25 protein-coding genes are annotated in these 26625 nt (G+C 63.3%); 6 read left to right on the top strand and 19 right to left on the bottom strand.

Annotation, left to right across the window (positions count from 1 at the left end):
- Positions 1-2: 2 nt before the first annotated feature.
- The 5 genes from BLR63_RS19580 to BLR63_RS19560 form a co-directional block, all read right to left on the bottom strand.
- Positions 3-1385 carry a PepSY-associated TM helix domain-containing protein gene (locus BLR63_RS19580; RefSeq protein ID WP_010563388.1) on the bottom strand — a complete coding sequence of 461 codons (1383 nt, stop codon included), beginning with the start codon at positions 1383-1385 and terminating at the stop codon, positions 3-5.
- Positions 1386-1516: 131 nt separating this feature from the next.
- Positions 1517-3577, bottom strand: a complete 2061-nt coding sequence (locus BLR63_RS19575) for a TonB-dependent copper receptor (RefSeq protein WP_010563389.1) — start codon at positions 3575-3577, stop codon at positions 1517-1519.
- Between the two features lie 93 nt (positions 3578-3670).
- Positions 3671-4018, bottom strand: coding sequence for a DUF2946 domain-containing protein (locus BLR63_RS19570; protein WP_010563390.1), 348 nt, complete (start codon positions 4016-4018; stop codon positions 3671-3673).
- 52 nt (positions 4019-4070) lie between these two features.
- A complete protein-coding gene (locus BLR63_RS19565) occupies positions 4071-4553 on the bottom strand; it encodes a copper chaperone PCu(A)C (protein ID WP_010563391.1) in 483 nt (160 codons plus the stop codon).
- 48 nt (positions 4554-4601) lie between these two features.
- Positions 4602-4997, bottom strand: a complete 396-nt coding sequence (locus tag BLR63_RS19560; protein WP_010563392.1) for a DUF2946 domain-containing protein — start codon at positions 4995-4997, stop codon at positions 4602-4604.
- Between the two features lie 560 nt (positions 4998-5557).
- On the opposite strand from BLR63_RS19560, the gene BLR63_RS19555 reads away from it, so the two are divergent.
- Positions 5558-5809 (top strand): DUF6124 family protein, encoded by a 252-nt coding sequence (locus tag BLR63_RS19555; RefSeq protein WP_010563393.1) that lies wholly within the window; start codon positions 5558-5560, stop codon positions 5807-5809.
- A 40-nt stretch (positions 5810-5849) separates the two neighbouring features.
- Here BLR63_RS19555 and BLR63_RS19550 read toward each other — a convergent pair whose 3' ends face one another.
- From BLR63_RS19550 to BLR63_RS19535, 4 genes are all read right to left on the bottom strand, one after another.
- Positions 5850-6338, bottom strand: a complete 489-nt coding sequence (locus tag BLR63_RS19550; protein ID WP_010563394.1) for a PIN domain-containing protein — start codon at positions 6336-6338, stop codon at positions 5850-5852.
- Positions 6335-6613: a hypothetical protein gene (locus tag BLR63_RS19545; protein ID WP_010563395.1), complete on the bottom strand. Its 279-nt coding sequence runs from the start codon at positions 6611-6613 to the stop codon at positions 6335-6337. Before BLR63_RS19545 ends, BLR63_RS19550 begins: the two co-directional genes overlap by 4 nt.
- Positions 6614-6740: 127 nt before the next feature.
- Positions 6741-7466, bottom strand: coding sequence for a cobalt-precorrin-6A reductase (locus tag BLR63_RS19540; protein WP_010563396.1), 726 nt, complete (start codon positions 7464-7466; stop codon positions 6741-6743).
- Complete coding sequence (locus tag BLR63_RS19535) at positions 7463-8668, bottom strand: bifunctional cobalt-precorrin-7 (C(5))-methyltransferase/cobalt-precorrin-6B (C(15))-methyltransferase (RefSeq protein ID WP_010563397.1); 1206 nt, start codon at positions 8666-8668, stop codon at positions 7463-7465. Before BLR63_RS19535 ends, BLR63_RS19540 begins: the two co-directional genes overlap by 4 nt.
- Before the next feature lie 38 nt (positions 8669-8706).
- Between BLR63_RS19535 and cobG the strand changes: the two genes are divergently transcribed.
- The 5 genes from cobG to BLR63_RS19510 all read left to right on the top strand — a co-directional run bounded on the left by cobG (position 8707) and on the right by BLR63_RS19510 (position 14055).
- Complete coding sequence (gene cobG / locus BLR63_RS19530; protein WP_042946490.1) at positions 8707-10053, top strand: precorrin-3B synthase; 1347 nt, start codon at positions 8707-8709, stop codon at positions 10051-10053.
- Complete coding sequence (locus tag BLR63_RS19525) at positions 10046-10672, top strand: precorrin-8X methylmutase (RefSeq protein WP_010563399.1); 627 nt, start codon at positions 10046-10048, stop codon at positions 10670-10672. The genes cobG and BLR63_RS19525 overlap by 8 nt, the downstream gene beginning before the upstream one ends.
- Positions 10672-11403: a precorrin-2 C(20)-methyltransferase gene (locus tag BLR63_RS19520; protein ID WP_010563400.1), complete on the top strand. Its 732-nt coding sequence runs from the start codon at positions 10672-10674 to the stop codon at positions 11401-11403. The genes BLR63_RS19525 and BLR63_RS19520 overlap by 1 nt, the downstream gene beginning before the upstream one ends.
- The gene (gene cobJ / locus BLR63_RS19515) at positions 11403-13040 is read left to right on the top strand and encodes a precorrin-3B C(17)-methyltransferase (protein WP_010563401.1); all 1638 of its coding nucleotides are present in this window, start codon (positions 11403-11405) and stop codon (positions 13038-13040) included. Before BLR63_RS19520 ends, cobJ begins: the two co-directional genes overlap by 1 nt.
- Positions 13041-13275: 235 nt before the next feature.
- Complete coding sequence (locus BLR63_RS19510; protein WP_010563402.1) at positions 13276-14055, top strand: hypothetical protein; 780 nt, start codon at positions 13276-13278, stop codon at positions 14053-14055.
- Here BLR63_RS19510 and BLR63_RS19505 read toward each other — a convergent pair.
- From BLR63_RS19505 to accB, 10 genes are all read right to left on the bottom strand, one after another.
- The gene (locus tag BLR63_RS19505) at positions 14052-14648 is read right to left on the bottom strand and encodes a MarC family protein (RefSeq protein WP_010563403.1); all 597 of its coding nucleotides are present in this window, start codon (positions 14646-14648) and stop codon (positions 14052-14054) included. The genes BLR63_RS19510 and BLR63_RS19505 overlap by 4 nt on opposite strands.
- 176 nt (positions 14649-14824) lie before the next feature.
- The gene (locus tag BLR63_RS19500; RefSeq protein ID WP_010563404.1) at positions 14825-17596 is read right to left on the bottom strand and encodes a hybrid sensor histidine kinase/response regulator; all 2772 of its coding nucleotides are present in this window, start codon (positions 17594-17596) and stop codon (positions 14825-14827) included.
- A 101-nt stretch (positions 17597-17697) separates the two neighbouring features.
- Complete coding sequence (purD, locus tag BLR63_RS19495) at positions 17698-18990, bottom strand: phosphoribosylamine--glycine ligase (RefSeq protein ID WP_010563405.1); 1293 nt, start codon at positions 18988-18990, stop codon at positions 17698-17700.
- 150 nt (positions 18991-19140) lie between these two features.
- Complete coding sequence (gene purH, locus BLR63_RS19490) at positions 19141-20748, bottom strand: bifunctional phosphoribosylaminoimidazolecarboxamide formyltransferase/IMP cyclohydrolase (RefSeq protein WP_010563406.1); 1608 nt, start codon at positions 20746-20748, stop codon at positions 19141-19143.
- 81 nt (positions 20749-20829) lie between these two features.
- Positions 20830-21150 (bottom strand): DNA-binding transcriptional regulator Fis, encoded by a 321-nt coding sequence (gene fis, locus BLR63_RS19485; RefSeq protein ID WP_002555375.1) that lies wholly within the window; start codon positions 21148-21150, stop codon positions 20830-20832.
- Positions 21147-22160 (bottom strand): tRNA dihydrouridine synthase DusB, encoded by a 1014-nt coding sequence (dusB, locus tag BLR63_RS19480; RefSeq protein ID WP_010563407.1) that lies wholly within the window; start codon positions 22158-22160, stop codon positions 21147-21149. The genes fis and dusB overlap by 4 nt, the downstream gene beginning before the upstream one ends.
- Before the next feature lie 186 nt (positions 22161-22346).
- Positions 22347-23576, bottom strand: a complete 1230-nt coding sequence (locus BLR63_RS19475) for a DUF3426 domain-containing protein (RefSeq protein WP_010563408.1) — start codon at positions 23574-23576, stop codon at positions 22347-22349.
- Positions 23577-23606: 30 nt separating this feature from the next.
- Positions 23607-24485, bottom strand: coding sequence for a 50S ribosomal protein L11 methyltransferase (gene prmA, locus BLR63_RS19470; RefSeq protein WP_010563409.1), 879 nt, complete (start codon positions 24483-24485; stop codon positions 23607-23609).
- A 275-nt stretch (positions 24486-24760) separates the two neighbouring features.
- Positions 24761-26122 (bottom strand): acetyl-CoA carboxylase biotin carboxylase subunit, encoded by a 1362-nt coding sequence (gene accC / locus BLR63_RS19465; RefSeq protein ID WP_010563410.1) that lies wholly within the window; start codon positions 26120-26122, stop codon positions 24761-24763.
- Between the two features lie 17 nt (positions 26123-26139).
- Positions 26140-26601, bottom strand: coding sequence for an acetyl-CoA carboxylase biotin carboxyl carrier protein (accB, locus tag BLR63_RS19460; RefSeq protein WP_010563411.1), 462 nt, complete (start codon positions 26599-26601; stop codon positions 26140-26142).
- Positions 26602-26625: the final 24 nt, after the last annotated feature.

Raw genomic sequence — 26625 nt, 5'->3', positions numbered from 1 at the left:
CTTCATAGGGAGCCTGAAGCCGACGCGCGCACTTTGAAAAAACGCGCCAGTACCAGGCGATCCAAGGCCCATACCAGGATCAACGAGGCGCCGACCAAGGGAAAAACGAGCGCCAGCCCGAACATGATCGCCATCGCGGTTTTCCACTTCGGCAGGTCATGGCGCAACGGCGGAACCCCCAGCCCGCCCTGGGGGCGACGCTTCCACCAGATGACCACGCCGCTCATGGCGCTGAGCAGGATCATCAGGCAGATCAGCAGCACGATCAGTTGGTTGACCCAGCCGAACATCTTGCCTTCGTGCAACATCACCCCCGTCTCGGTGGCGCGTGCCACGTTGTTGTAGTCGGCCCAGCGCACATCGGCGAGGACTCTGCCGGTGTACTGGTCCACATGCAGGGTGGCGTCGTTGCGCGGGTCGTCGGCGAACACCGAGACGGTGAACACGCCAGAGGCGGTGGTGGGAGAGGTGATGCTGTAGCCGGGCTCGACCTTGCGCGATGTGGCCAGGTCGACCACCTGTTGCAGGCTCACGGTGGGCGCGGCGGGGGCGGCGTGCATCGCACCGTGGTTCATGTGCTCGGCATGGTCGCCGGACATCGGCATCGGCGTGTTTTCCAGGGCCCAGGGCACGGTCTGTTGCGTCGCCGTGTTGAGTATCCGCGCCTGTTGGTCCGACTGCGGCACGTTGTTCCACATGGCGGCGGGAAAGCGATTCCACAGCTCGGCGTATTGCTTGCCCCAGAAGCCGGTCCAGGCCATGCCGGTGAGCAGCATCACCAGCAGGAATGCCGCGCCCCAGAAGCCGACGACCGCATGCAGGTCGCGCCAGAACACCCGGCCACGACGATTGAAACGCGGCCACAACACCCCGCCCGCCGACGTGCCGCGCGGCCACCACAGGTACAGGCCGGACACCACCAGCATCACGCCCCAGCCGGCGGCGAGTTCTATCAGGCGATCGCCCAGGGTGCCGATCATCAGCTCGCCATGCAGCGCGCGGGCGATGGCTTGCAGGTTGTTTTTCGCGTCCTGCTCGCCGAGCACGGTGCCGCGATACGGATCGACGAACACCGTCACTTCGCGGCCGCCGTCATGCATCACGAACTGCGCGCTGGCGGTGGCGTCGGCCGGGGGCAGGTATTTGCTGATCTTGCCCTGGGGAAAGGCCGCCTGGGCGCGCTGCATCTGCTCATCGGCGCTGAGGGCGTGTTCGGCGGCCGGTACGGTCAACAGGTGGCCGTACATCAGCGGGTCGAGTTGGGGCTTGAACAGGTAGATGATGCCGGTCAGGGCCAGCAACACCATGAACGGCGCGACGAACAGGCCGGCGTAGAAGTGCCAGCGCCAGGCCAGGTTGTAGAAGGAAATTTTTTGAGTGGTCATCAGGGCGTTCCGCAAGGCTTGGGTTTTTTTGAGTCAGTTACACCGCTATCGGGGGCAAGTCGAATCGTCGCACCGCCCCTCCCACATCTGGAATGCATTCTGATGTGGGAGGGGGCTTGCTCCCGATGCTTTTAGAAGCTCATGTCGAGCTTGGTCCACAGCGTGCGCCCCGGCTCCTTGATGGCCTGTGGATCGTTGGCCGGGTAGCCGAACCCGGCGTTGCCGGCCAGGTTCAAGTGCTCGGCGTAGGCTTTGCCGAACAGGTTGTCGACGCCGGTGCTGACCTTGAAGTTTTTATTGATGCGGTACGCGCCGTTCAGCGAGAACACGCCAAAACCGCCGCTCTTGCCGAAGTCCTTGCCGACCACGTTGCCCTTGTTCGGGTCGACGCGGTTTTGCGCGGCGACCACGCGCCACAGGGCGCCGGCGCTCCAGTCGTCTTCGCTGTAGGTCAGGCCGAAACGCGCATCCAGCGGCGGCATCTGCGGCAGGGCCTTGCCGTCGCTGCTGTTCTTGCCCCAGGCGTAGGCGAGGGTGGCGTCGGCCTTCCAGTTCTGCGTCAGCTTGTAGGCCGCACCGAGTTCGCCGCCCATGATCCGTGCATCCACGTTGCGTGCCTGGGAGGTGGTGCCCATCATGCCGGCCTGGTAATCGAACAGGATGAAGTCGCGCACCTGGCCGACGTAACCCGAGGCCCAGGCTTCCAGGTCGGCGCTTTTGTATTGCGCGCCGAAGTCGAGCTGGGTGGTCTTCTCTGGCTTCACACCGTCAAAGGCATTCACCGAGCCGGCCGCGCCGGTATTGGGGGAGAACAGTTCCCAGTAGTCCGGGAAGCGCTGCGTGTGGCCAAGGCCGGCGTAGAGGGTGGTGGGGGTGTCGGCCAAGTCGTGTTCATAGCGCACGAAACCGGAGGGCAGCGTATCGGCGCGGGTGTCGTTGGCGGTCGGGTTGGCGCGGGCGCTCATGCCGGAGCCAATGGTCTGGCGGAAATCCTTGGCGGAGGCGCGGTCCACCCGTGCGCCAGTGACCAGGCGATCCCGGTCGGCGGCGTACCAGGTGAGTTCGCCGAACACGCCGTAGTTGTGGAAATTGGCGTCCTTGACCTTGGGCAGATCCTTGTAGGTATCGATGCCCATGCTGCTGCGTTGGCGGTGCTCGTTGGTCTGTGCATCCAGGCCGCCGATCAACTGCACATCGGCCCAGCGCCAGGTCGCCTTGATACGGGCGCCGAGGGTACGGCGGTCGACGTTGGACGCCATGGGCCCGGCCATCATCCCGGTGCCGGAGGGCGTGCGCAGGCTGTAGTTGTCCATCACGTGGTCGGCGTAGTTGTAGTAGACCTGGGCCTCGACCTTGTCGAGCACCTCGCCGATGTTGGATTTCTCGAAACGCAGCCCCAGGCTTTCGCGCAGGAACTGCGAGCCGTCCATGCCGCGACCGGCGTAGCGCGCTTCGCCGTCGCCACGGCCGGCGGTGAGTTCCAGCAAGGTGTCGGCGTCAGGGGTGAAGCCGACGGCGACGTCGCCGTTCCACTTGTCATAGCGCGAGGCGACCGTGTCGTTGTTGCCGTCCTTGTAATCGTCGGAGTGGGCCTGGTTGCCGATCACCCGCACATAGCCCAGTGGGCCACCGGCGGCGGCGTCGATGACTTTGTCGAAGCGCCCGTTGGAGCCAGCCAGCACACTGGCGTTGAGCCGCGTGCCGAGTTCGCCGAAGTGCTCCGGTTCACGCTCGAACAGCACCGTGCCGGCCGACGCGCCCGGGCCCCACAGCACGGTTTGCGGGCCTTTGATCACGGTGAGCTTGTCGTAGGTTTCCGGCGAAATATACGAGGTGGGCGCGTCCATCCGGCCGGGGCAGGCGCCGAGCATCATGCTGCCGTTGGTGAGGATGTTCAGGCGCGAACCGAACATGCCACGCAGCACCGGGTCGCCATTGGTGCCGCCGTTGCGCACCAGGGCGAAGCCGGGGATGGTCTTGAGGTAATCGCCGCCATCGCTGGCGGGCACCGGTTGGCGCGGATCCTTGGGGTTGGTGGTCACGGTCAGCGGCGAGCTGGGGGCCAGCGCGGTGATCACGGTGGGGCTCAGTTCAGTCTCTTCGGCCTGGGCCTGGGGCGCCAGGAGTGCGCCACATAAAACGGCGAGCACAGGGGTATAACCCAAACGGGTGTCAGCAGAAAACCTGGACATGACAAATTCCATCAATCAATCGTAAACAACACGGCCAGCAGCCTGCGGCTGTCTATCTGAAGTCGGCCGGGGTGAAGTAACGCTGTTAAGTGTTTACGAGAGGCGGGGCGGCGCGCGGCTGCGGGCGCCGGGGAAGATGCTCTGCCGGGCATGGCCCAGGCGCGGGGCGGGGGTGAGGGCATTGGCCGGCGGTGGCGCGCCGAGGGGAACGAAGGACACGCTGCCGGGCAGGGCCGGGCAACTGAACAGCAGGCTGCAATAGCCGCACTTTTCCCAGAGAACGTGGTGTTCGTCGGGGGATTTTTTCGGCTGGGGTTCGCCATGGCAGCTCGGCATGTCCATCGACATACCGGCGTGATGATCCATCGGCATCGCTTGGGAAATCAGCGGACCGATAAAGATCATCAGCATGGCGAACAGGCTGATCCAACTGCCGCGCATCAGGCGGCGGCGTGGAACTGACCTGGCGCGAGGGGCGCCCATCGAGATTGGCTTACTGAGCGTGCATGTGCTCGTGGCCGGTCATGGGCGGCGCTTTCTGCACCGACACATCCACTTGCACCTTGCCGGCTTTTTCAAACGTCAGGGTCAGGGGGAACTGTTTGCCATCGGCCAGCACGCTGCGGTCTTTGAGCCCCAGCAACATCACGTGATAAGCCATGGGCGCGAAGGTCAGGTCACCCTTGGCCGGCACGGCCACGCTGGGCACTTGCTGCATCTTCATCAGCGCGCCTTGCATCACATGCTCATGCAGCTCGGCTTTGTCCGCCACCGGCGTTTCGGCACTGAGCAGGCGGTCGGGGGTCGCACCGGTGTTATGGATCACGAAATACGCCGCGACGGTGGGCGCGTTGGGCGGCAACTCCTGGGACCAGGGATCGCTGACCAACAGGTCGCCGGCCTTGTAGTCGGTGGCATTGGCAGCACTGAACACCGGCAGCAGCAACGCGGCCAGAAGCAGGGAAGATTTGAGCATGGCAGTTCTCCAGAACGGTTCTAAACGCAGTTCACTTGCGAAGAAACATCAGACCGTTGGAGAGGCGCGGGGGTTGAGGCTCGGCCATTGCTGGCGCGGTGTCGGGGACGCCAATGAAGGAGGCGGCAGACTCTGGAACGCATCGAAACGCGTCACGTACAACTGCGGCACATGCCCCGGCAACGCCACCAGCGACGGCGAACCCGAGCAGCACCAGCAATGCTGCATGGTGGAATGCTCGTCCTGCTGCGGCGCCGGAATGTCCAGCTTGCCCAGGGCAATCGTCTTCAGGCTGGCGCCATTGGCCGAACAAAAACCGCCCCACAGCAATTGCTGCACAGGGTCCTGGGACTGCTGCATCGCACCTGCCAACGGCATGGCAAACGCATTGAACAGCACTGCAAGGCAGGCGATCCAGGCAATTGCAAAGCGTTGACGGGCCATGGCGGACAATCCGTAGGGTTAAACGATCAGGGGCGTATTTAGCCTGATCGGGGGGGATAAGTAAAAAGGGGCGGTGTGGTTTGGTGTCGCAGTGCTGGGTTTGAGGATAGACGGGGAATTGAGGGGATGCCGATCTTCGAGGCAACACCGGTCAAATGTGGGAGGGGGCTTGCTCCCGATTGCGGTGGATCAGCCAACCGATCAGTGACCGACACTCCGCAATCGGGAGCAAGCCCCCTCCCACAGTCCGAATACGAGGTAGTTCCACAGAAACTTCCGACAAGGATTTGAGGTTGCCCCTAGGACACTCGGTCCCTAGTCTCCGTACACCGCTGCAAATGTAGCGGTCGGGCGTCGCGGCCCGGATTGATTGAGCATGGCCTGCTTTAAGTTGACGCTTTTTTATCGTCTACTGTGCGGCGCTATGGTGGCTGTGCGCGGGATACCTTCGGGTATGCCGGCTTCCTTGATCTCCGGTCCGCGAACCTGCGTACAGCTGCCACCCCCCAATCGCGTCGCGGCGATCAGTGGCAGCTCCACTTAGATTAAGGAGCCCCACAATGATTAAACCCACCCCCAATCCCCCCGTCCGGCTGTTCACCGTGTCCGATGGCATCGACACCGAAGACCTGCTGGTCAACCTCCGCGAAACACTCGCCTCGGCCAATGCGCTGAGCTGCGACCTGGCCTTTGATCTGGAAGGAACGAAACGAGAAGAGTTGCTGGGTGTTGCGCAGTTGATCGAGCTGGCGCAGTTGTTGGCTGATCGGGTGCATGAGGAGGTAGGACAGGCTGCAGCCGCGAGCAACTGACAACGCCACCAAAGGGGTTAGCAAGCCGGGGGGCAACGCTTCAGGCTTCCCAGCTTGCTTCCCGTATGTGATTGAAGTTCACGACATCTACGCAGTGCTGATGAGCAAACCCAGCGACTCTGAGGTCATCGGTCAAAACCAGATAGTTGTTTTTTGCTGTGGCGATAATACCGACGTCGGTCAGGCCGTAGGGTGACAGTTCATAGTCGCGGCTTATATGCAGGGCCGGGCTATGAATCTCAATGAGGCTTGAGAGTGAGTGTTTCAATGTTGCGTAGAAATCGAACAGTTGGCTTCCATAAAGCCCATTGGTCAGGTTGCTGACCTCCGCGAGAATATGAGGGGTCGAAATAAGCTTTTCAAACTGATCCATTACGTTGAGCAGAAGTTGGTAGTCTTGCGCGGTGTAGCCCCTTGTCCTTTTGAACTCTACGATGCTGGATGTTCCGCCGATCAGCGCCAGCAGGAGCAAGTTAGTGTCGACGATGATGCCTTTTGTTCGATATTTCTTGATGTGGGCATCTATCATACTTCGCGGATCTTCATGGAGCGGAACTCGCCAGTTTCCGAGTCAATGATGAATGTTTTGTATTTTCTCGTCTGAATTTGCCCGGCTAAAACGGTGCCGAGTCGCTCATATTTGTTCGGGTTCGGAACATTAAAGCCCAGTGTTATTACCCAGGTTTTGTTGTTGGGGTTTAACTCTACTTCCTCAAGCATCAAATCTTCCAAGGTCATTTCCGCCCCGAGAAAATCATTTGCAGCGGCCTTGGCAACTTGGACGGCTTCTTTGACTTCAATCATGTCAGTTCCCGAAGAAAGTTGAGTCTGGAGTAAACGGTTGCTGGAGTTTAGCACTTCGTGTTGTGGGTTCATCGCCGTCCCTTGAAGTTACAAATAGGTTTGCCAGGGTTTGGCGAGTGATCCTGATCTATCGAATGAAATTTGCCAACGCGATGAGTGTTTCTTCAGGCGACAAGAATTCACGATCCACTTGAGCCAACACCGGCCTTTTCAACACCAACACCGGCACCCCCCGTTCACGCGCCACTTCCAGCTTCGGCTCGGTGGCCGTGCTGCCGCTGTTCTTGCTGATCAGCACATCAATCCCCCGCCGATCAAACAACGCGCGCTCGTCCTCAATCAAAAACGGCCCACGCGCGCCGATCACTTCACAACGCTCATTCCCCGGATACACATCCAGCGCGCGCAAGGTCCAGAACTGCTCGGTGGGGATTTCATCAAGGTGCTGCAACGGCTCGCGGCCCAGGGTGAACAGCGGGCGCTTGAAGGGTTTCAGCGCGGCGATCAGCTCGGCCCAGTCATTCACTTCACGCCAGTCATCCCCGGCCTGCGGCTGCCACGCCGGTCGGCGCAACGCCCAGCACGGCACGCCACACGCCCTTGCAGCGTCGGCGGCATTGCGGCTGATTTGCGCCGCATAGGGATGGGTCGCGTCGAGGATCAGGCTGATGTGTTCATCGCGAACGAATTGCGCCAAGCCTTCAACGCCACCGTAGCCACCCACGCGCACCTGGCACGTGAGATCCGTGGGCACGCGACCTACGCCGGCGAGGCTGTAGATATGCTCTGGGCCCAGTGTTCGCGCAATGGCCAGTGCTTCAGTCACACCGCCGAGCAGCAGGATACGTTTCATCGCGGCTTCACCACCTCAAGCAAGGTGATCGGCAACGCCTGGCGCCAGGTGTCGAATTCGCCCAACGGCTGCGCCTGGGCCACGTGGATTCGGGTCAGTTCGCCGCCATGCTCGGCGCGCCAGTTCATCAAGGTCATTTCGCTTTGCAGGGTCACGGCATTGGCGACGAGGCGGCCGCCGGGGCGCAGGTGCTGCCAGCAGGTGTCGAGCACGCCGTCGCGGGTCACGCCGCCGCCGATGAAGATGGCGTCCGGTGTCTCGAGGCCGTTCAAGGCGTGGGGTGCGCTGCCGCGAATCAGTTGCAAACCGGGCACGCCGAGGGCGTCGCGGTTGTGTTCGATCAGGCCTTGGCGCCCTGCATCGGCTTCAATCGCCAGGGCGCGGCAGCTGGGGTGCGCGCGCATCCATTCGATGCCGATGGAGCCGCTGCCCGCGCCCACGTCCCACAGCAGTTCGCCGGGCATCGGCGCCAGGCGCGCGAGGGTCATGGCGCGCACGTCGCGCTTGGTCAGTTGGCCGTCGTGCTGGAAGGCGGAATCCGGCAGTCCGGCCAGGCGCGACAAGCGGGGAGTATCGTGGGCGGCCCGGCAGTCGATGGCGACCAGATTCAAATCGGCGACACTCGCGTGCTGCCAATCATCCGCCAATCCGTCGATCCGCCGCTCATGGGCGCCGCCCAGGTGTTCGAACACCGTCAACCGGCTCGGCCCAAACCCCGACGCCGTCAACAACGCTGCGATCAACGCCGGGCTGCCGCCGTCATTGCTCAACACCAACAAGCGCACGCCGCTGGCCAGATGGGCATTGAGCGCCGCGAGGGGCCGGGCCACCACGGACAAGCTCACCACGTCCTGCAACGGCCAGCCCAGGCGCGCCGCCGCCAACGACACCGACGAAGGCGCGGGCAAAATCAGCAGCTCTTCAGCCGCCACTTGCCGCGCCAAACTGGCACCGACGCCATAGAACATCGGATCGCCGCTGGCCAGCACGCACACCGGTTCACCGCGCCGCGCCAATACCGGCTCCAGGGAAAACGGGCTCGGCCACACCTGGCGCTCACCACCAATGCACAGCGGCAACAGGTCCAACTGGCGTTGGCCACCTATGATCCGCGAGGCGCGCAACAGGGCATGCCGGGCATTTCTGCCCAGGCCCTTGAAGCCGTCTTCACCGATGCCTACAACCGTCAGCCAGGGCGACATATGGATTCCTTGAGCGACATCCGACGGGCAGGCTTTTCATGCCGCCGGACAAAGCAGGCATAATACCGCGCCTTGACCCGCCAACCGGTAGCCCCGTGAACCTAACGCCCGCTCTGAATACCTTGCGCCCCTCGGCTTGTCCGGGGTTGCTGCGTATCGTCCAGGCGCTGGACGGCGGCATTTGCCGGATCAAACTGGCGGGCGGCTCGATCAGCGCCGCACAAGCCAACGCCGTGGCGGACGCGGCCCAGGCCTATGCCGGCGGGGTGATCGAGGCGACCAACCGCGCCAACCTGCAGATCCGCGGGATCGGCGCCGAGCAGGACGCCTTGATCGCACGGCTCCTGGCCGCCGGCCTGGGCCCCAGCAACGCGGGCGGTGACGACGTCCGCAACCTGATGCTCAGCCCCAGCGCCGGCATCGACCCGCAGATGCTGTTCGACACCCGCCCGCTGGCCGCGCAGATCCTCGCCACGCTGGACAATACGTCGCGCTTTCATGCGCTGTCGGCCAAGTTCGCCGTACAACTGGACGGCGGTGAGGCCCTGGCGATGCTTGAGCATCACCATGACCTGTGGCTGTCGGCATTTGAAAAGAACGGCGAGACGCTGCTTGCGTTCGGTCTCGCTGGCTGCCCAGGGGGGGATGCCCCCCTGGCGGCCGTGCCTTTGGCCCAGGGCCACGCCTTGGTCGTCGCCGTGTTGGAGCGGTTTCTCGACCTGGCGACCCCGACGCAAACCCGCATGCGCCACCTGGCTGTGGATAACTTCCTGAACGGCCTGAACCTGCCGCTGCTGCCGGCGGATGGCTTCAAACGCCCGGCCAGTGGCGCTGCGCTGCACCTGGGACGTTATCCACAGCGCCAGCCGGATCAGGTCTACGTCGCCGCCCTCGCGCCCCTCGGTCGATTGGATGCGCATATGCTGCGCGGCGCGGCGCGGTTGGCCAGTGAGTACGGCGACGGTACGTTGCGTTTCACCCCCTGGCAGGGCGTGTTGCTGCCCAACGTCAACCGCCCGGATGCTGTCACCGACGGGCTCGCGCAGTTGGGCTTCCTCTGTTCCAGCGACCAGCCCCTGGCGCACCTGATCGCCTGCACCGGCTCCAGCGGTTGCGGCAAAGCCCTGGCCGACACCAAGGCCGATGCGCTGCAACTGGCCGCCCTGCAACCGGGCCGTGCCGTGCACCTGTCCGGCTGCCCGCGCTCCTGCGCCGCCGCGCATGTGGCGCCGGTCACGTTGCTGGCGGTGAGCCCCGGCCACTACGACGTCTATTTTCGCGACGCAGCCCACCCAGGTTTCGGCCGGCTGCACGCGCGCACCCTTTCCATTGAAGCGGCGAGCGCCCTGCTGCGCGCTCACCCACGGAGCAACACCGATGATTGATTACATCCGCGACGGTCAGGAGATCTATCGCAACTCCTTCGCCATTATTCGCGCGGAAGCCAAGTTGGCACGCATTCCGGCCGACCTGGAAAAACTCGCGGTGCGGGTGATTCATGCGTGCGGCATGGTCGAGGCTGTCGACGGCCTGCAGTTTTCCGAGGGCGCGGGCAAGGCCGGGCGTGCGGCGCTGGCTGCCGGCGCGCCGATCCTGTGCGATGCGCGGATGGTTTCCGAAGGCGTGACCCGCGCGCGCCTGCCGGCCAATAACGCCGTGATCTGCACCCTGCGCGACGAGCGCGTGCCCGAGCTGGCGCGTGAGTTGGGCAACACCCGTTCCGCCGCCGCCCTGGAACTGTGGCGCCCGCACCTGGAAGGCAGCGTGGTGGTGATCGGCAACGCGCCCACCGCCTTGTTCTACCTGCTGGAAATGCTCGACGCCGGCGCACCGAAGCCGGCATTGATCCTCGGCTTCCCGGTGGGTTTCGTCGGCGCCGCCGAATCCAAGGCGATGCTGGCCGCCGACAGCCGTGGCGTGCCGTTCGTGATCATGCAGGGCCGTCTGGGCGGCAGCGCGATGGCCGCCGCTGCCGTCAACGCCCTTGCCACGGAGGTCGAATAATGCCGGCACGCGGACGTTTGATCGGCCTGGGCGTGGGCCCCGGCGACCCCGAACTGATTACCCTCAAGGCCCTGCGCCTGCTGCGCGAATCGCCGGTGGTGGCGTACTTCGTGGCCAAGGGCAAGAAGGGCAATGCCTTCGGCATCATTGAGGATCACCTGGTGCCCCAGCAGACGCTGATGCCGCTGGTGTACCCGGTGACCACCGAAGCCCTGCCGGCGCCGCTGTCCTACGAGCAAGTGATCAGCGACTTCTACGACAGCGCCAGCCTCGACGTGGCCGCGCACCTGGACGCCGGTCGCGATGTGGCGGTGATCTGCGAAGGCGACCCGTTCTTCTACGGTTCCTACATGTACCTGCACGATCGTCTGGCCGAGCGTTACGAAGCCCAGGTCATCCCCGGCGTGTGCTCGATGCTCGGCGGCGCCTCGGTGCTCGGTGCGCCGCTGGTGTATCGCAACCAGAGCCTGTCGGTGCTGTCCGGCGTGTTGCCCCATGACGACCTCAAGCGTCGCCTGGCGGATGCCGATGCGGCGGTGATCATGAAACTGGGGCGCAACTTTCCCAAGGTGCGCCAGGTGCTGGAAGAACTCGGTCTGGCCGAACGCGCGCTGTATGTGGAGCGCGCCACCATGAGCAACCAGAAAATCGTGCCACTGGATGAGGTGGAACCGATGTCTTCGCCGTACTTCTCGCTGATCATCGTGCCCGGTGAACGGTGGCAAGGTTGATGAGCCCGGCGATTGTCATTCTGGGCCAGGGCAGCCTGGCCACTGCGCGCACGATCCAGCAGGTTTACCCCGGTGCGCTGATCCATGGCCTGGCCGGTCGGGTTGAAGGCGCCGACCGCAGCTACAACGAATTCGGCGCGACCCTGCGCCAGCTCTACCAGCAAGGCACGCCGCTGATCGTTCTGTGTGCGGCCGGTATCGTGATCCGCACCCTGGCGCCGCTGCTGCTGGAAAAAGGCGAAGAACCCACCGTGCTGGCCGTGGCCGAGGACGGCAGCGCCGTGGTGCCGTTGCTCGGCGGCCTGGGTGGGGTGAACGGCATGGCGCGTGAAATCGCCGCCGCGCTGGATGTGCGCGCGGCCATCACCACCAGCGGCGAGCTGCGTTTCGGCACGTGCCTGCTCAACCCGCCGGCGGGCTATGTGCTTGCTGATCTGGAGCTGGGCAAGCGCTTTGTCTCCGACCTGCTGGCCGGCGAACCCGTGCGCATCGAAGGGGCGGCGCCGTGGTTGGACCAAGCGAATTTGCCCCAGGACCAGCAAGCGCATTTAGCGATTCACGTGAGCAGTGCCGAGCGTGTGCCCGCCGCCAACGAGTTGCTGATCTATCCGAAGACCGTGTGCGCTACCTGCAAGCCGGGTGCGCAGTTGGCTGCGCGGGTACGCACGGCGTTGCACGACGCGGGCCTTGCCGTGCAATCCCTGGCCTGTCTGTTGGCCAGCGACACGCACATGGCCGACGCGTCGTTGCACGAGGCGGCGCTGGCGTTGGGCGTGCCGCTGCGATTCGCCCAGGTGGAGCAAGACGCGGACATCACCCTGCGCGTGGCCGAGCAACCGTTGGATGTGTCGCAACTCGGCCGTGCCCGTGGCCGCCTCGCGGTGATCGGCCTCGGGCCTGGCGCCGCCGACTTGATGGTGCCGGCGGTGAAGGCCGAGTTGGCGCGTTGCACCGATGTGCTGGGCTATGAAACCTATGTGCGCATGGCCGGGCCGTTCCGCGACGATCAAGTGCAGCACTGCACCGATAACCGCGAAGAGATGCAGCGCGCCCGTCACGCGTTCGAGCTGGCAGCCCTTGGGCGTTCGGTGGTGGTGGTGTCGTCCGGCGACCCCGGCGTGTTCGCCATGGCCGCGGCGGTGATCGAGGCGTTGCACGAATCCAGCGAGCCGGCATGGCATCAGGTCGAGCTGCAGATCCTGCCGGGTGTCTCGGCGTCCCTGGCCACCGCGGCCCAGGCCGGTGCGCCGTTGGGGCATGACTTCTGCGTGATGTCGCTGTCGGACAACCTCAAGCCGTGGTCGATCATCGAAACGCGCCTGGACCTCGCCTCCCAGGCCGACCTGGCCCTGGCGTTCTACAACCCGATCTCGCGTGCGCGGCCATGGCAACTGGGACGCGCCCTGGAGATCGTCGCCCGGCACCGTACACCTGACACGCCAGTGGTGCTCGGTCGTGACGTCGGCCGCCCCGGCCAGACCCTGCGCGTCACCACCCTGGGGCAACTCACCCCAGAGCAGGTGGACATGCGCACCATGGTGCTGATCGGCTCGTCCACCACATGCACGTTCCCCCGTGCCGGTGGCGGTGAGTGGGTGTACACACCGCGCTGGTACGGCGAAAAACCCGCCGGCTGAAAACGCACAGGCAGCGGCCGGAAAGCTCCGCGTGACCCAGGGATTGGCCTGCGGTTGCCCGGGGCTTTTTCTTTTTTACCCGACGAAATCCGGAACGCCCGCCGGCACGCCGCGTCGTTGCTGGGCCGCGGGTTTTGCCGGGCGCGGGCAAGGCTTGTTTGTCGTATGGAAAGCCTGCCAGCGGCTGGACTAGTGTGGAGGCGAGCCCCATGTTGGGGTGCTTGGAGAACTGAAAATGGAGCGACATCACAGAAGGATCAGCAGTACGAAAAGGCGCAAGCTGATTGCCGCCTACAAGTTGCCGGGAGCGCCGGGCACGCAGCCATCCCTGCCGCTGGATGTGGAGGACGATTGCAACGCGGCGGTGGTCAACAACAGCGTGATGTCATTCGCCGAGGGGTTGTCGGGGCTGAACCGCGAATACATCCGCAAAAGCTATCTGCTGGCCAGCAGCTATGTGAGTGATGTGTTGAATATCTCGCGCGGTACCGAGGCCTGGTACGACGAATTCATCAAGGTGATGATCAGCCTGGGTTGGCTGCCGGTGCGCAGCCGCTTCGAGCGGGTTTCCCATGTGGGCAGGGGCCTGACGGTGCAACTGGCGGCGCTGAATCTCATCGCGGCGATGCTGGCGTCGACCTCACTGACCGCGCCGATTCTCGGCGCGCTGCCGAAACTGGCCGCCGATGCCCTGGAGGCGTTAAAGCAACAGCCGGCGACGTTCGAACTGTTCAAGCGCAACAGCACGGTGCACCAGGGCGGCGATTTCGGCCTGGCGTCCTGTGCCGAAACGGACGGAGAGTTGACCATGGTGCTGGTGACTTACAGCACCCAGGGGGTGAGCAAACAGGTCGGGCTGCCGTTCCTGGAATGGGACAGTTCTTCGTTCGAGGCCTTCAGCGGGCAGACGTGCCTGGTGCTGAATACCTCGGTGGTCAACGAAAAAACCATCCAGTTGATGCGTGAGAGCGCGGGCGATAAGGTGCAATTGGCGATCGCCAAATATCGCATCTAAGGCACCAGGTAGCCGCGCACCCCGGTAAAGATGATTTGCGCGGCCAGGGCACACACGAACAAGCCCATCAGCCGGCTGACAATTTGCAGGCCCTGGTCGCCGAGAATGCGTTCGATGCGGTTGGACAGGTACAGCACCACGCCGACCGTGAAGCTGGCCAGGGCAATGCTGAGGATGGCGCTGATCTTGTCGTCCCAGTGTGGCTGGCTGACGCCCATCACCAGCAGGGCCCCGATGGTGCCGGGGCCGACGGTGAGGGGGATGGTCAGCGGCACGATGGTCACGTCCTGCTGCACGTTGTCGGTCTGCACCGCCGACTTGCCTTGGGCCATGCCCAGGGCGGAAATGAACAGCACACTGCCGGCGCCGATGCGGAACGCGTCTACGGTGATGCCGAACACGCTGAAGATCACCCGGCCGAACAGGTAGAGCAACACGCTCGAGACCAGGGTCGCCAACGCCACTTTCCAGGCCAGGCGTCGCCGTTCCTTGCTGGAATAGCCGCGGGTCAGGCTGATAAAGCAGGACAGCACGAAGAATGGGCTGTAGAGCACCAGCATCTTCAAGTAAACGCTGAATAACACGTGGAGCATGGGGACGGCTCGCGGCAGTAAAAGTGTGCAGAGTCTAACAGGCGAGATAGAACAAATGTGGGAGGGGGCTTGCTCCCGATAGCCGTGTGACAGTCAGCTTATCTGTAACTGTTCCACCGCCATCGGGAGCAAGCCCCCTCCCACATTTCCCCTGCCACATTTGAGCGCATTTGAAGTCAGGAGGGTTCGTGCTCGGGCCGTGGTTGACGCTGGGCCACCCAATATTCCACCAGCTCACGCAACTGCGACAATTCCACCGGCTTGGCCATGTGCCCATCCATCCCGGCCTGGCGCGCGCGCTCTTTGTGTTCCGAGAGGATATGCGCCGTCAGCGCCACCACCGGCGTGCGCACGCGCTGATGGCTGACTTCCCACGCCCGCAGTTGCTGGGTGGCGGAGAAACCATCGAGGATCGGCATTTCACAGTCCATCAGCACCAGGTCATAACGCTGGGCCTTCATCGCCTCCAGCGCTTGCTCGCCGTTGCTGGCGGTATCCGGGTTGAGGTTGAGCTTGCCAAGCATGCCGCGGATCACTTTGGTGGAGATGCTGTTGTCTTCGGCCACCAGGATGCGGAAGTCGCTGGGCACCGTGATCGCCTCTGGCGTGATGAGTGTCGGGCGCGGTTGAGTGCCGCCTTTGTTGCGCTGGGTCAGTTCATCGGCCAGGGTGGTCTTGAGGGTGTAACCGGCCACCGGCTTGGCGAGGATGCGTTTGATCCCACAGTTGCGCGCGATGACCTTACTCGGCGCGTTGCTGATACCGGTGAGCATGATCAGCAGGATGTCGTGGTTCAGGCTGGGGTCTTCCTTGATCTTCGCTGCCAGTTGCATGCCGGTCATGCCGGGCATGTTCTGGTCCAGCAACACCACGTCGAAGTAGTCGCGCAAGTGCGCCTTGGTGCGCAGCAGCGCCAGGGCTTCCTTGCCCGACGGCACCGCGCTGACGTTCAGGCCCCAGGCGCTGCATTGTTGCACCAGCACTTTGCGGCAGGTGTCGTTGTCGTCCACCACCAGTACCCGTGCACCCTTGAGCGGGCCGTCGAGGTCGGAGGTCGGGTGCTCCAGGCGTTCGGGGTCCAGCGGCAGTGTCAGCCACAGGGTGCTGCCCTGTTGGGCGCCGATCTTGATGCCGAACTCGCCGTTCATCAACAGGATCAGTTGGCGCGCAATGACCAGTCCCAGGTGCCCGGTCAAGCGCGTGGCCGAGAGGAAGTTCTTGCTGTGCAGTTCGCTGTGCAGCAGCGCATCGCGCTCGGCGGCTTCCATCGGGATGCCACTGTCTTGCACGGCGATGCGCAGGCGCGGCGTGGTGCTGCGGTCATCCAGGGCGACCACGATCAGCACTTCGCCTTCGTCGGTTTTTTGCAGGGCGTTTTCCAAGAGGCTCAGCATCGCCTGGCGCAAGCGCGTGGGGTCGCCACTGATCACGCGGGGCACCTGGGGCTGGATAAAGCTGATCAGCTCGACGTTCTGCTGTTCGGCCTTGGCGCGGTAGATGCTCAGGCAGTCGTCGATCAGCGCGTTGAGGTCGAACTGCACGTCGTCCAGTTCGATCTGCCCGGATTCAAGCTTGGAGATGTCGAGGATTTCGTTGATCAGGGTGAGCAGTTCGTTGCCGGCGCTGTGGATGGTTTGCACGTAGTCGCGCTGATTGACCGACAGCGGCGTGCCCAGCAGCAGTTCGGTCATGCCCAGCACGCCGTTCATGGGGGTGCGGATCTCGTGGCTGATCTTCGCCAGGAACTCGGCCTTGGCGGCGATCTCGGCATTACTGGCCGCCAGGTCGCGGCTGAGGCTGAAGCGGGCCTCGACAATGGCGCGTTGCCGCTCGCCCAGGGCCAGGCTCATCAACAGGCCGCTGATGCAGACAAAGACGAGCAACGTGACGATCAAGCCTTGCGGCGACACCATCGTCAGGCCAAGCAGTGCCGGAAGGATGATCAGCGTGCCGATGTTGAACACCACCATCGCCGCCACGAACAGACGCGCCGGCCGGTAGCCTTTTTGCCAGTGACAGGTCGAGACAAACAGCATGCTCAAGCCGGCCAGCGCCACCAGCACGTAGGTCATGATGTTCAGCGGCAGGGTGTTGACGAACAACAGCAACAGGCCACTCAGCACGATGAGCAGGATGTCGGCCATCAGCAGTTTGTTCAGCGGGTGCGGGCCCAGCGGCATGAAGAAACGGTAGGCGAACATCAGCCCGCACGGCGCGGTGAGCAGCAGTGCCAGGTAGGCGCCGGGGGTCTGGATTCCGTGCCAGTTCGGCAGCCATGGGCCCACCAGGTTGAGCAGCAACGCCAGGCTGAGCATCAACAGCAGTTCACAGGCCGCCAGCCACAGGCTGCTGCGCGAGCGGTGGTAGGCGAAGCGCGTGAGGTTATGCAGGATCAGCATCATCAGGCAGCCGAACAGCAGGCCGTAGATCAGCGTCTGGGTCTGGTCGGCGGCGGCGAGGACGGCTGGTCTGAGGGTGATATAGGGGCGCAGTTCGTGGTCCGAGACCAGGCGCAGGTACACATCGAGGGGCCTGGGGCTCTGGGGCATCGGCAGCATGAAGTCGCTGCTGGGCAAGGGCCGTTGTGCCTGGGGCTGGTGCGTGCCGGTGGTTTGTTGTTCGACCAGGGTGTCGCCGTCGAGCACGTAGAGGTTCAGTTGCGACAGGTCGGGGGCGAATACTTGCAGCACTTGTTCGTGCTTGCCGGGTTGCAGTTTGAAACGTATCCACAGCGCGCCGTCCGGTTCCGCGGCGGTAATCCGGTCCAGTTCGGTGGGGCTGAATTGATTGGTGTAGCGGGAGGAACGGATGTCGCTCAGTTGCAGGTCGGCCTGTTCATCGAGCAGCACCGCCCAGCCACTGCCTTGCGTCGCGGCCTGGGCCGGTAACAAGCAGAGCAGTGTGAACAGACTGACAGTGAAACCTATGGCGATCCTGAGCCAGCGCACGGCGAAATCCCTTCGTAGGTTGATGCACGGGTTAACTATGCGCGGGGTGGCATGAGTACGGCAAGGGCCAGAAGCCCTTGCCTGACCGAACGGACGGTGACTTACTCCGTCTCGCCACGTTCGCGTGCAATCGCGCGATAGCCGATGTCTTTACGGTAGAAGCAGCCTTTCCAGTCGATGCTCGCGGCCAGCTTGTACGCCTGTTGTTGCGCGGCGTCGACACTGGCGCCCATCGCGGTGGCGCACAACACACGGCCGCCGGCGGTCACGACCTTGCCATCCTTGAGCGCGGTGCCTGCGTGGAAGACCTTGCCTTCCAGCTTGGCGGCCGCGTCCAGGCCCTCGATCACATCACCCTTGGCGTAGTCGGCAGGGTAGCCGCCGGCCGCCAGCACGACGCCGACGCTCGGACGTGGGTCCCACTGGGCTTCAACCTTGTCCAGGGCCTGGGCCAGTGCGGCTTCCACCAGCAGCACCAGGCTCGACTGCAGGCGCAGCATCACCGGTTGGGTTTCTGGGTCGCCGAAGCGGCAGTTGAACTCGATGACTTTGGGGTTACCGGCTTTGTCGATCATCAGGCCGGCATACAGGAAACCGGTGTAGACGTTGCCTTCGTCGGCCATGCCGCGCACGGTCGGCCAGATCACCAGGTCCATGACGCGCTGGTGCACTTCGCTGGTCACCACTGGCGCCGGGGAGTAAGCCCCCATGCCGCCGGTGTTCGGGCCAGTGTCGGCGTCGCCGACGCGTTTGTGGTCCTGGCTGGTGGCCATCGGCAGCACGTTCTTGCCGTCGACCATCACGATAAAGCTGGCTTCTTCGCCGTCGAGGAATTCTTCGATGACCACGCGCGAACCGGCGTCACCAAAGGCATTGCCGGCGAGCATGTCGCGCACGGCGTCTTCGGCTTCCTGCAGGGTCATGGCGACGATCACGCCTTTACCGGCCGCCAGGCCATCGGCCTTGATCACGATCGGCGCACCTTTTTCACGCAGGTAAGCCAGGGCCGGCTCGATCTCGGTGAAGTTCTGGTAGTCGGCGGTGGGGATCTTGTGGCGCGCCAGGAAGTCCTTGGTGAATGCCTTGGAGCCTTCCAGCTGGGCCGCGCCGGCGGTCGGGCCGAAGCAATCCAGGCCACGGCTGCGGAACAGGTCCACCACGCCGGCCACCAGCGGCACTTCCGGGCCGACGATGGTCAGGGAGACGTTCTTCTCGGCGAAGTCCGCCAGTTGCTCAAGGGCCAGCACGTCGATAGCGACGTTCTCGCACTTGGCTTCAATGGCGGTACCGGCGTTGCCGGGGGCGACGAAGACTTTCTGGACGCGTGGGTCCTGGGCAACTTTCCAGGCCAGGGCGTGTTCACGGCCACCGCTGCCAATGATCAAAACATTCATTTCAAAAACCTCTGAGAAACGCTGTGCTTCCCTGTAGGAGCGGGCTTGCTCGCGAAGGTCGTCAACGATAACGAGGGAAACCTGACACCCCGTGGCGTTTTTGAGCTTTTGGCGAGCAAGCTCGCTCCTACAGTCGGGAAGCGGTGCTGTTTAGTGGCGGAAGTGGCGCATGCCGGTGAAGACCATGGCGATGCCGGCCTCATCCGCCGCGGCAATCACTTCGGCATCACGCATCGAGCCGCCCGGTTGGATCACCGCAGTCACGCCCGCTTTCGCGGCATTGTCCAGGCCGTCACGGAACGGGAAGAACGCATCGGATGCCATCACCGAACCGGCGACCTGCAAGCCGGCGTGCTCGGCCTTGATCGCGGCGATACGCGCCGAGTTCACGCGGCTCATCTGGCCTGCGCCGACACCGATGGTCTGGCGGTTCTTGGCGTAGACGATGGCGTTGGACTTGACGTACTTGGCCACTTTCCAGGCGAAGATCAGGTCGTTGATCTCTTGCTCGGTCGGTGCGCGTTTGGTCACTACTTTCAGGTCGGCGCTGGTGATCATGCCGATGTCGCGGCTCTGTACCAGCAAGCCGCCGTTGACGCGCTTGTAGTCCCAGGCAGCGGCACGTTCGGCGGACCACTCACCGCAGGCCAGCAGGCGCACGTTGGCTTTGGCCGCGACGATGGCGCGGGCTTCGGCGCTGACGGTCGGGGCGATGATCACTTCGACGAACTGACGCTCGACGATGGCCTTGGCGGTCTCGGCGTCCAGTTCGCGGTTGAAGGCGATGATGCCGCCGAAGGCCGATTCGGTATCGGTGGCGTAGGCCAGTTCGTAGGCCTGGCGGATACCGCCTTCAGCGTCCGGGCTCACGGCCACGCCGCACGGGTTGGCGTGCTTGACGATCACGCAGGCCGGCTTGACGAAGCTCTTCACGCATTCCAGCGCGGCGTCGGTATCGGCCACGTTGTTGTAGGACAGCTCTTTGCCTTGCAGTTGGGTCGCGGTGGCGATGCCGACTTCGGCCGGCTTGGCTTCCACGTAGAACGCCGCGCTCTGGTGCGGGTTCTCGCCGTAGCGCATTTCCTGGGCCTTGATGAACTGGCTGTTGAACGTGTGCGGGAACTGGCTGCGACCTTCGGTGCTGAGGGTCTCGGCGGCCTGGTTCACGGTGCCCATGTAGTTGGCGATCATGCCGTCGTAGGCGGCGGTGTGCTCGAACGCCTTGAGCATCAGGCCGAAGCGCTGGGCGTAGGTCAGGCCACCGGCTTTCAGGTTTTCCAGCACTTGGCCGTAGTCACTGGTGTTGACCACGATGGCCACGTCTTTGTGGTTCTTGGCCGCCGAGCGCACCATGGTCGGGCCGCCGATATCGATATTTTCGATGGCGGTCGGCAGGTCGCAGCCGGGCTTGTTGATGGTGGCTTCGAACGGGTAGAGGTTGACCGCCACCAGGTCGATCGGCTTGATGCCGTGTTCGGTCATGATGGCGTCGTCGATACCGCGACGGCCGAGGATGCCGCCGTGGATTTTCGGGTGCAGGGTCTTGACCCGACCGTCCATCATTTCCGCGAAACCGGTGTAGTCCGCCACTTCCACTGCGGCCACGCCGTTGTCCTGCAGCAGTTTGAAAGTCCCGCCCGTGGAGAGGATTTCCACGCCCAGGGCTTCCAGCCCACGGGCAAATTCGAGGATGCCGGTCTTGTCGGACACACTGATCAAGGCACGGCGGATCGGCAGGCGGGTAGTCTGGTCGGTCATTTCAATTTCCATCAAAAGCAAAGGAGTCAGCAAAAAAGGCGACCGTTTTTACGCGGGCGCCTTTCTGGTTGGATTGAATGCTTACAGCAAATCGTATTGTTTGAGCTTCTTGCGCAAGGTGCCACGGTTGAGGCCCAGCAGCTCACTGGCTTTGGTCTGGTTGCCCTTGACGTAGTTCATCACGCTTTCGAGCAAGGGCGCCTCGACTTCCGAGAGCACGAGGTTGTACACGTCCGTGACGGAAGCGCCCTCAAGGTGGGCGAAATAATTGTGCAGCGCCTTCTCGACACTCCCGCGAAGGGTCTGGCCTTCTTCGCTCGGCGTGTTGAGGTGCTGTTTCAAATTGACGTTGTCGCTCACGGGTGTTGTTCCACTCACTAAAGTCTCGGTCATCATCGTCATGCGGCCACCCCCTCTCCGTCCCCTGTCACCAGGCTCTTGTAACGTTCGTCGAAGAACTCACGAACGTTGGCGCACTGTGCTTCCGTATCATCCAAACGATTGAAGTGGGCGCGAAACTCCCTGGCGCCCGGCAGGGTTGCGAGATACCAGCCGACATGCTTGCGAGCAATGCGTACTCCCATCACGTCGCCATAGAAGGCGTGCAGGGCGGCCAGATGCTCTAGCAGAATACGTTCCACTTCGACCAGCTCCGGTGCCGGCAGGATCTGGCCGGTACGCAGGAAGTGCTCGATCTCACGGAAAATCCATGGCCGCCCCTGGGCAGCCCGGCCAATCAACAGGCCATCGGCGCCGGTGGCGTGCAGCACGCGCCGGGCTTTCTCGGCAGAATCGATGTCGCCATTGGCAAACACTGGCATCGACACCGCCTGCTTGATCGCGGCAATGGTGTCGTACTCGGCTTCACCGGTGTACAGATCGGCGCGGGTGCGGCCATGCACCGCCAGCGCTGTAATGCCCGCCTGTTCGGCGATCTTCGCCACCGTCAGGCCATTCTTGTTGTCCCGGTCCCAACCGGTACGGATCTTCAGGGTCACCGGCACATCGACTGCGGCGACAACGGCCTGCAGGATCTCGGCGACCAACTGCTCATCCTTCAACAGCGCGGAACCGGCGGCCTTGTTACAGACCTTCTTGGCCGGGCAGCCCATGTTGATGTCAATGATCTGCGCCCCCAACTCCACGTTGGCCCGGGCCGCATCCGCCAGCATCTGGGCATCTCCACCGGCGATCTGTACCGAGCGGGGCTCGGGATCACCTTCGTGGATCATGCGCATCCGCGATTTGCGGGTGTTCCACAGGCTCATGTCGCTGGTGACCATTTCCGAGACTACTAGACCCGCGCCCAGGCGCTTGCACAGCTGACGAAAGGGCTGATCGGTGACGCCCGCCATCGGGGCGAGAATCAAGCCGTTCTGCAATGTGTATGGGCCGATGCGTACCGCCGACATAGGACTTCCCTGTTGTGGGGCCGGATCATTAGAGTTCGAAAAAGGGTTGGCATGATACCCGCTCTCGATGACTGGATAAAGGCTGAATTGGATAAAATCTGAACAGCTATTTCTTTATCGCCGCCGGTTTGGTTGCGTGTTGTCCACTCGGGATTCCCCCTTCAGCGCCCTGAGGCATGCACCGATTCACTCGGGCGAATGAAAGCTCAGGCTGTAGTTCACGGCTTTATTGCCGGGGTCGAGGATGTCCAGGGAGATATGGATCGGGGTCTGCGATGGCATTTCGCTCACGCCGGCCAGTTCACCGCTGAGGTATTCGGCCGGCTTGAAGCGACGGCTGGCGATCAGGTTGCCGTTCAAATCGGCAAAACGCAGCTCCAGCAGCGGGAAAGGCTGGGAGAAGGTCGCACGGTTGTAGATGATCGCATCCACCACCAGCGCGCCGGCGAACTCCGGATGGCTGCGCACCACCAGGTTGCTGCTCTTGATATGGGCGATATCGACCCGTGACGGCAGCGTGCAGCCCAGAGTGGGGCACAGTTGCTGGAACCACGGGCGATAGGCGTCCTGGCGGGCCAGGTCGTCGAACTGGTAGGCGATGTACTGGCCGGCCAGGCCCGCGGCGGCCATCAGCACCAGCAACAGCCAGATCAGGCGCCGGCCCCAGCCCGCCGGACGTTTCTGCGCGTAGAGGTGCAGCGGATCGTCTTCCAGGTCCTGCAGCACTTCGTCGTGAACGCCTGCGGTGACACGTGGGCGCTTGCGACGGGGTTGCGGGCGCTCTTCGGGTTCGGGCTCGTCCACGGCGTCGGCGACGGGGGTCACAGGCAGGTCGAGTTCGTCAGGGATCGGGGTCGAGCGCAGCGGTGGTTCGTCGTCCATGTCGTCGGTGTGGAACGACATGGACGGTTCGGTGCGCTGTTTGGTCGCAGGGGCTTTGGCCGGTTCGGCGACGTTTTCGGCGGGTTGAACGCGTTCTTCGGGCGGTTCGCTGAACAGGCTGGCCGCCCACTTTTCCTCTTCGGCCTTGATCGTGTCGCGGCTGGCGCTGAGGGGTTCTTCCTTTTGTCGACGATCGGAGCCGGGTTGGCGACGATCCACACCGGTGGTTTGGGTGTGCTGAATCTCGCGGCGTTCCAGCTTGGCCAGTTCCTCGTCCAGGTCGAGGTTGTCCAGGTCCAGCGCTTCGGCGGCCCACTGTTTCTGGCTGATCGTCCGTGGCGCCGGGGGCGCGGCCTGCTGTTCAGGTTCCGGCGCGGGGGCCTGGGCGCGTTGCTCCAGCAATTGGCGCGCGGCGTTGAACACTTGCAGGCAGGAGCCGCAGCGCACCACGCCGCGCGCCACGCTCAACTGAGCGTGGTTGACGCGAAAACGTGTCTGGCAATGCGGGCACTGGGTGACGAAACTGTCGGTCATGCGGCCATCCGATTCAGGCAAGCGCTCATTCTAGCGCCGACGCCCGCTGATGCGTACCCAGCCATCACGGTTAGCGATCGGGTCCAGCTCGAAATCCTGGGCGTAAGCGGCGGCCACGTCCTCTCCCTGTTCGGCGAGGATGCCCGACAGGGCCAGGCGGCCCCCCGGCTTGACCAGCCTCGACAACTGCGGCGCCAGGGACACCAGCGGCCCGGCGAGGATATTGGCCACCAGCACATCGGCCTGCACCTGGGGCAATTGCTCCGGCAGGTACAGCGGGAATTTGCCTTCGGGAATGTTGTTGCGCCCGGCGTTATCGCGGGAGGCTTCCAGGGCTTGCACGTCGATGTCCGTGCCCACGGCTTCCTTGGCGCCCAGCAGCAGGGCGGCAATCGCCAGGATGCCCGAGCCGCAACCGAAGTCCAGCACATGGCTGTCGGTCAGGTCCTGGCCGTCCAGCCATTCCAGGCACAGTGCGGTGGTGGGGTGGGTGCCGGTGCCGAAGGCCAGGCCCGGGTCCAGCAGCAGGTTGACCGCGTCGGGTTCCGGGGCGGCGTGCCAGCTCGGTACGATCCACAGGCGCTGGCCGAAACGCATGGGCTGGAAGTTGTCCATCCAGCTGCGTTCCCAGTCCTGGTCTTCGATGATTTCGCTGTGGTGCTCGGGCAGCGGGCTGCCGGTGAGCAGTTCCATGTGGGCCAGCACGCTGGCGGCATCGGTGCCGTCCTCGAACAGGGCCAGCAGGTGGGTGTGGGACCACAGCGGGGTGGTGTTGAGTTCGGGCTCGAAGATCGGTTGGTCTTCGGCGTCCATGAAGGTCACCGAGACAGCGCCCACTTCGAGGAAAGCGTCTTCGTAGGTTTCGGCTTGTTCTGGGCTGATGGCGAGACGGACTTGCAGCCAAGGCATGGCGGGCACCTTTGAAAAAATGAGTGTGCAGCGGGGAGGGGCTGCGAAAGGGCGCAAGTTTACGCCAGCGGCGGGCAGAAGACGACACTACTGACTGCGCACCGGTCAAATGTGGGAAGGGACTTGCTCCCGATAGCGGTGTGTCAGCCAACTTAACCTGTGGCTGAACTGCCGCCATCGGGAGCAAGCCCCCACAGTTGGACTGTGTACATCTTCAAAATAGAGGGCGCACAAACAACAAAACCGCCCGAAGGCGGCTTTGTTGGGTGGAGCACTTACTGGTTGGCCAGCTTGTGTTCCAGGTAGTGAATGTTCACACCACCTTCGCAGAAGCCTTCATCACGTACCAGGTCCCGATGCAGCGGGATGTTGGTCTTGATGCCGTCGACCACGATTTCGTCCAGGGCGTTGCGCATGCGGGCCATGGCCTCGTCGCGGGTAGCGCCCCAGGTGATCAGCTTGCCGATCAGCGAGTCGTAGTTGGACGGAACCTTGTAGCCGCTGTACAGGTGCGAATCGACGCGAACGCCGTTGCCGCCCGGTGCATGGAAATGCTTGACCAGGCCTGGACTCGGGATAAAGGTTTTCGGGTCTTCGGCGTTGATCCGGCACTCCAGGGAGTGGCCGTGGATCTTCACGTCGTCCTGGGTGAAGGACAGCTCGTTACCGGCGGCGATGCTCAGCATCTCCTTGACGATGTCGATACCGGTGACCATCTCCGAAACCGGGTGTTCCACCTGCACGCGAGTGTTCATCTCGATGAAGTAGAAACGACCGTTCTCATAGAGGAACTCGAAGGTGCCGGCGCCACGGTAGTTGATGTCGATGCACGCCTTGACGCAACGCGCCAGCACTTCTTCGCGGGCTTTCTCGTCGAGGCCCGGTGCCGGTGCTTCTTCCAGCACCTTCTGGTGACGACGTTGCAGCGAGCAATCGCGGTCGCCCAGGTGGATGGCGTGGCCCTGGCCGTCGGACAGTACCTGCACTTCCACGTGACGTGGGTTGGTCAGGTACTTCTCCAGGTAGACCATCGGGTTGCCGAACCAGGCAGCCGCTTCGGAGCGCGTCTGCTTGGCCGCTTCGATCAGGTCTTCTTCCTTGTGCACCACGCGCATGCCGCGACCACCACCGCCACCGGCGGCCTTGATGATCACCGGGTAACCGACTTCGCGACCGATGCGCAGGGCGGTTGCCTCGTCTTCAGGCAGCGGGCCGTCGGAACCAGGAACGGTAGGCACGCCGGCTGCGATCATGGCGTCCTTGGCCGAGACCTTGTCGCCCATCAGGCGAATGGTTTCGGCTTTCGGGCCGATGAAGGCGAACCCGGATTTTTCCACCTGTTCGGCGAAGTCGGCGTTTTCCGCAAGGAAGCCGTAGCCAGGGTGGATGCCATCGGCGCCGGTCACTTCTGCCGCGGCGATGATGTTCGAGACTTTCAGGTACGAGTTCGCAGCCAGTGGCGGGCCGATGCAGATGCTTTCGTCCGCCAGTTTCACGTGCATCAATTCAGTATCGGCCGTCGAGTAAACAGCGACGGTCTTGATGCCCTCTTCCTTACAGGCGCGCAGGATCCGCAGCGCGATCTCGCCGCGGTTGGCGATCAGGACTTTTTGCAGTTTCTTCGCAGGTTTCAACATCGAAGGCGCTCCGCGGTTCAAACGATGGTGAACAGCGGCTGGTCGTACTCAACCGGCTGACCGTTTTCCACCAGGATGGATTCGATGACGCCGGCTTTTTCAGCGGTGATGTGGTTCATCATTTTCATCGCTTCGACGATGCAGATGGTGTCGCCCACTTTCACGGTCTGGCCCACTTCAACGAAGGCTGGCGAGGTCGGTGCCGGGGTGCGGTAGAAGGTACCGACCATTGGCGACTTGACCACGAAGCCGTTCAGCACTGGCGCGGCCGGTGCGGCAGGCGCAGCAGCGGCAGCAGGTGCTGCGGCCGGAGCGGCAGCAGGTGCCGGCGCTTGCATTTGAGGTGCGTAGAACTGCTGTGCCGGGGTCTTGCTGTGGCGGCTGATCCGTACGGACTCTTCGCCTTCCTTGATTTCCAGCTCGTCGATACCGGATTCTTCCAGCAGTTCGATCAGTTTCTTAACTTTACGGATATCCATGAATCATCAACTCCCAAGGGTCGG

The sequence above is a fragment of the Pseudomonas extremaustralis genome, from assembly GCF_900102035.1.
In the GTDB taxonomy this organism is placed as follows: domain Bacteria; phylum Pseudomonadota; class Gammaproteobacteria; order Pseudomonadales; family Pseudomonadaceae; genus Aquipseudomonas; species Aquipseudomonas extremaustralis.
This window is presented reverse-complemented; position numbering and strand designations above follow the sequence as displayed.